General features: G+C 64.5%; 3 protein-coding genes. 1 reads left to right on the forward strand and 2 read right to left on the reverse strand.

Features of this window, described 5'->3' with window-relative positions:
- The first annotated feature begins 188 nt into the window (after positions 1-188).
- On the forward strand, positions 189-758 hold the full coding sequence (locus VGH54_RS24025) for a helix-turn-helix domain-containing protein (RefSeq protein WP_331514625.1): 570 nt from the start codon (positions 189-191) through the stop codon (positions 756-758).
- A 54-nt stretch (positions 759-812) separates the two neighbouring features.
- On the opposite strand, the gene VGH54_RS24030 is transcribed toward VGH54_RS24025, so the two are convergent.
- Both VGH54_RS24030 and VGH54_RS24035 read right to left on the reverse strand, forming a co-directional pair.
- Complete coding sequence (locus tag VGH54_RS24030; protein ID WP_331514626.1) at positions 813-1,895, reverse strand: type III polyketide synthase; 1,083 nt, start codon at positions 1,893-1,895, stop codon at positions 813-815.
- Between the two features lie 64 nt (positions 1,896-1,959).
- Entirely contained in the window at positions 1,960-2,973 is a 1,014-nt protein-coding gene (locus VGH54_RS24035; RefSeq protein WP_331514627.1) for an NAD(P)/FAD-dependent oxidoreductase, read from the reverse strand.
- Between the last annotated feature and the right edge of the window lie 10 nt (positions 2,974-2,983).

A 2,983-nucleotide genomic window follows, 5' to 3' on the forward strand; every position in this document is an offset into this window, starting at 1 on the left:
CGCCGACGCGCTCGTCCCTCCCCTCAGGGGACGAGTGCGTCAGCTGGCAACGCTAGCTCTGAGTTGTCACCATATTGGTGCTAACTGATCGATCAGTCAGCTACTCTAGCTCGGCCCACTGAAAACAACCAACGGAGACTCCGTCGACAACGCCCGAACCGAGTCCATCCGCTGCGACAAACGCCCGAATGCGTATCCTCGCGGCGGCTTTCGTGTGCTTCTGCGAGTTTGGTTACGAGAAATCCTCGATGAAGCGGATCGCGTTACGCGCCGGTGTCTCGCAACCCCTGCTTCACCACCACTTTGACACCAAAGAACGGTTGCTCCTCTCGGCAATTGGCCAGATGGCCGCTGACATCTTCTCGACGGCAGCCGACCTGTTACCGCAGCACGGATCTGTCGTTGAACGACTGGATGCGGCAAAAGAACTGCTCTATGCACTCTTCGTCGACAATTTGCTGGCCGCGTCCTTCACGGTGGAATTCGCCGCGGCGGCAAACCACAATGAGTCCCTCAAACAAGCCTATTCGGACCACCAGAAAACCCAACGGCGGAATGTCGCTCGCTTCATCGAAGATCTGACTCCCGGGGCAGAGTCCGACTTATCCGTCGGGCTCATCGAGACATTCCTTCTCGGGATGGCGATGCGCCGCCCCTTCACCACGGATGAAACCGCATTGCGAGCCGAGTTCGACGCCCACGCTCAACTGTTGATCAACCTTCTCATCGCTCAGGGAAGGAAGCAGTCAGCGCCATGACGACCGTCGGGCCGAAGGCGCTGCAGTCCCCAATTAACGGGAGCGTTGCGGGCCCTACCAGGCGAGCAGCACGAGTTCGGAGCAGAACCCCGGCCCCATGGCCATCATCAGCCCGAACGAACCCGGCGGCGGTGGATCGGCCATGTTGGCGCGAAGAACATCCAGCACCGACACAGACGAGAGATTTGCGTTGTCGCGCAACGAATTTCGAGTGTGATCAAGGGCGTCGACCGGAAGGTCCAACGTATGCTCGACGGCCTCGATCACCTTCGGTCCACCAGGGTGGCAAATCCACGTCGAGATGTCCGGGGGAGTCAGGCCGTGGTCGGCGAGAAAGTTGCGGACATCTTCGCCCAAGTACTTCTCGGCGACGGTCGCGACCTCTGCCGACAACTTGATTTGGAACCCGTTACTGCCGATATTCCAGCCCATCACCTCCTCGGTGTCGGGGTAGAGCCGACTGCGGGTCGCCAGCACCCGCGGCCCGATGGGCGTCAGCGCGGATCCCTTCGCGACGACGGCGCCGGCAGCGTCACCAAACAGGCTGGTGGCCACCAGATTGGCGATGGAGAAGTCGTTACGTTGCAGTGTCAACGAGCACAGTTCGACAGCGAGCAGCACGGCTACGTGATCGGGAAACGCCAGCAAGTAGTCGTGCATGCGGGCTACCCCGGCGGCCCCGGCGACACAGCCAAGTCCGAACAGCGGCACACGCTTGACGTCAGGTCGCAAGCCGACGCGGGTCGCCAGCCGGGCCTCCAGGGTCGGCACCGCCAACCCGGTGACCGTCGTCGAGAAAACGATGTCGACGTCGGAGGGCTTGACCTTGGCCGCGTCGAATGCCGAGAGCAGCGCGCGCTCCCCGAGTTCCAGCGCGGTCTCGACGAAGATCTCGTTCGCTTCGGTGAAGCCACTCAGTTGGCCGTATTGCGACAACGGCAACGAGATGCGGCGATTCTGCACCCCGGCGCTGTCGGCGAAACGGTCGAACTGCGGCCCCCCGAGGCCGGTCAGGCCCGACAGTGCTTCCCGCTGGCCGACCCGGTGCGGCGGGAATTCGATCGCTACGGCCGCGACGGACGCGGATGGTGTGGTGTTGGCGTTCCCCCCCTGTTCGCCAGGCGTAACAGGGCCCATGTGGTCATCGTATCCAGGTGGTCAGTAGCGGGTTTTGGGCGGGCGCGGCGGCGAAACGCCAGTGTCAGCGTGCCAATATATGCACAGCCTGCTCGAATACCGCAGGTAGCAGGGCGCATGCGGGGACGATGGCGCGTCGAGCCGCCTTCGGCACGGTGGTCAGCACCAGTCCGCGGGTGAGCAGTCGGTAGTCGCGGGTGATTCGATGCCAGGCCGATTCGTATGACGAGGGCATGTCGCCGGCGATAGCCGTCACCGCGGCGGCGGCCTCCTTGACGGCTAGGCTGACGCCCTCACCGGTGAGCGCGTCCTCGTAACCGGCCGCATCGCCGACCAACAGCACCCGCCCCGCGACGCGGCGGGACACCACCTGTCGCATGGGTCCGCAGCCGCGAGCACGGCCGCGGTCGGCGTCTTGCAGGTGGTGTGCCAGCCCGGGAAACCAGGCAAGGTCCGGGCGCTCCTGTGACAGGATCGCCACGCCGACAAGGTCGGGCTCGACGGGTGTCACATACGCTTCGCCCCACCGTGACCAGTGCACTTCCACGAACTCCGACCACGCCGGCACTCGGTAATGCCACCGAACCCCGTACCGTCGTGGGCGTCCGGCCACCACGCTGATACCGACAGCGCGACGGACCGCCGAGTGCAGTCCGTCGGCGGCAATCAGCCATTTCACGCGGACGCCGGCTGCCGTGACGCCGTGGGCGTCCTGGTCGACAGTGGTGATGCGTGTCGAGATCCATTCGGTGTCTTGTTCTTTGGCGCGCGATGCCAGTGCGGCGTGCAAAGTTGTACGCCGCACACCACGCCCGCCGCGGCCGCGGAATGGCGCTTCCACTCGGCGCCGGTCATCGAGATAGGCGATACCTCGCAACGGCATCCCGGCGGGGTCGACGCCCAGCGACACTAGTTCGGCCAAGCCGCCAGGCATCAGGCCCTCGCCGCACGCCTTGTCGATCGGATCGCTTCTGGGTTCCGCCACGATCACCGAAAGCCCTTGTAGGCGAGCGTTTATCGCCGAAGCGAGGCCGGCTGGGCCGCCACCGACGATCAGCAGGTCGGCGTCATATGTCATCCGCGCCGCT

Source organism: Mycobacterium sp., assembly GCF_036488105.1.
Lineage (GTDB): Bacteria > Actinomycetota > Actinomycetes > Mycobacteriales > Mycobacteriaceae > Mycobacterium.

Coding starts and splice junctions, on each gene's coding strand:
- VGH54_RS24025 (WP_331514625.1), top strand. CDS start 189: ATGCGTATCCTCGCGGCGGCTTTCGTGTGCTTCTGCGAGTTTGGTTAC.
- VGH54_RS24030 (WP_331514626.1), bottom strand. CDS start 1,895: ATGGGCCCTGTTACGCCTGGCGAACAGGGGGGGAACGCCAACACCACA.
- VGH54_RS24035 (WP_331514627.1), bottom strand. CDS start 2,973: ATGACATATGACGCCGACCTGCTGATCGTCGGTGGCGGCCCAGCCGGC.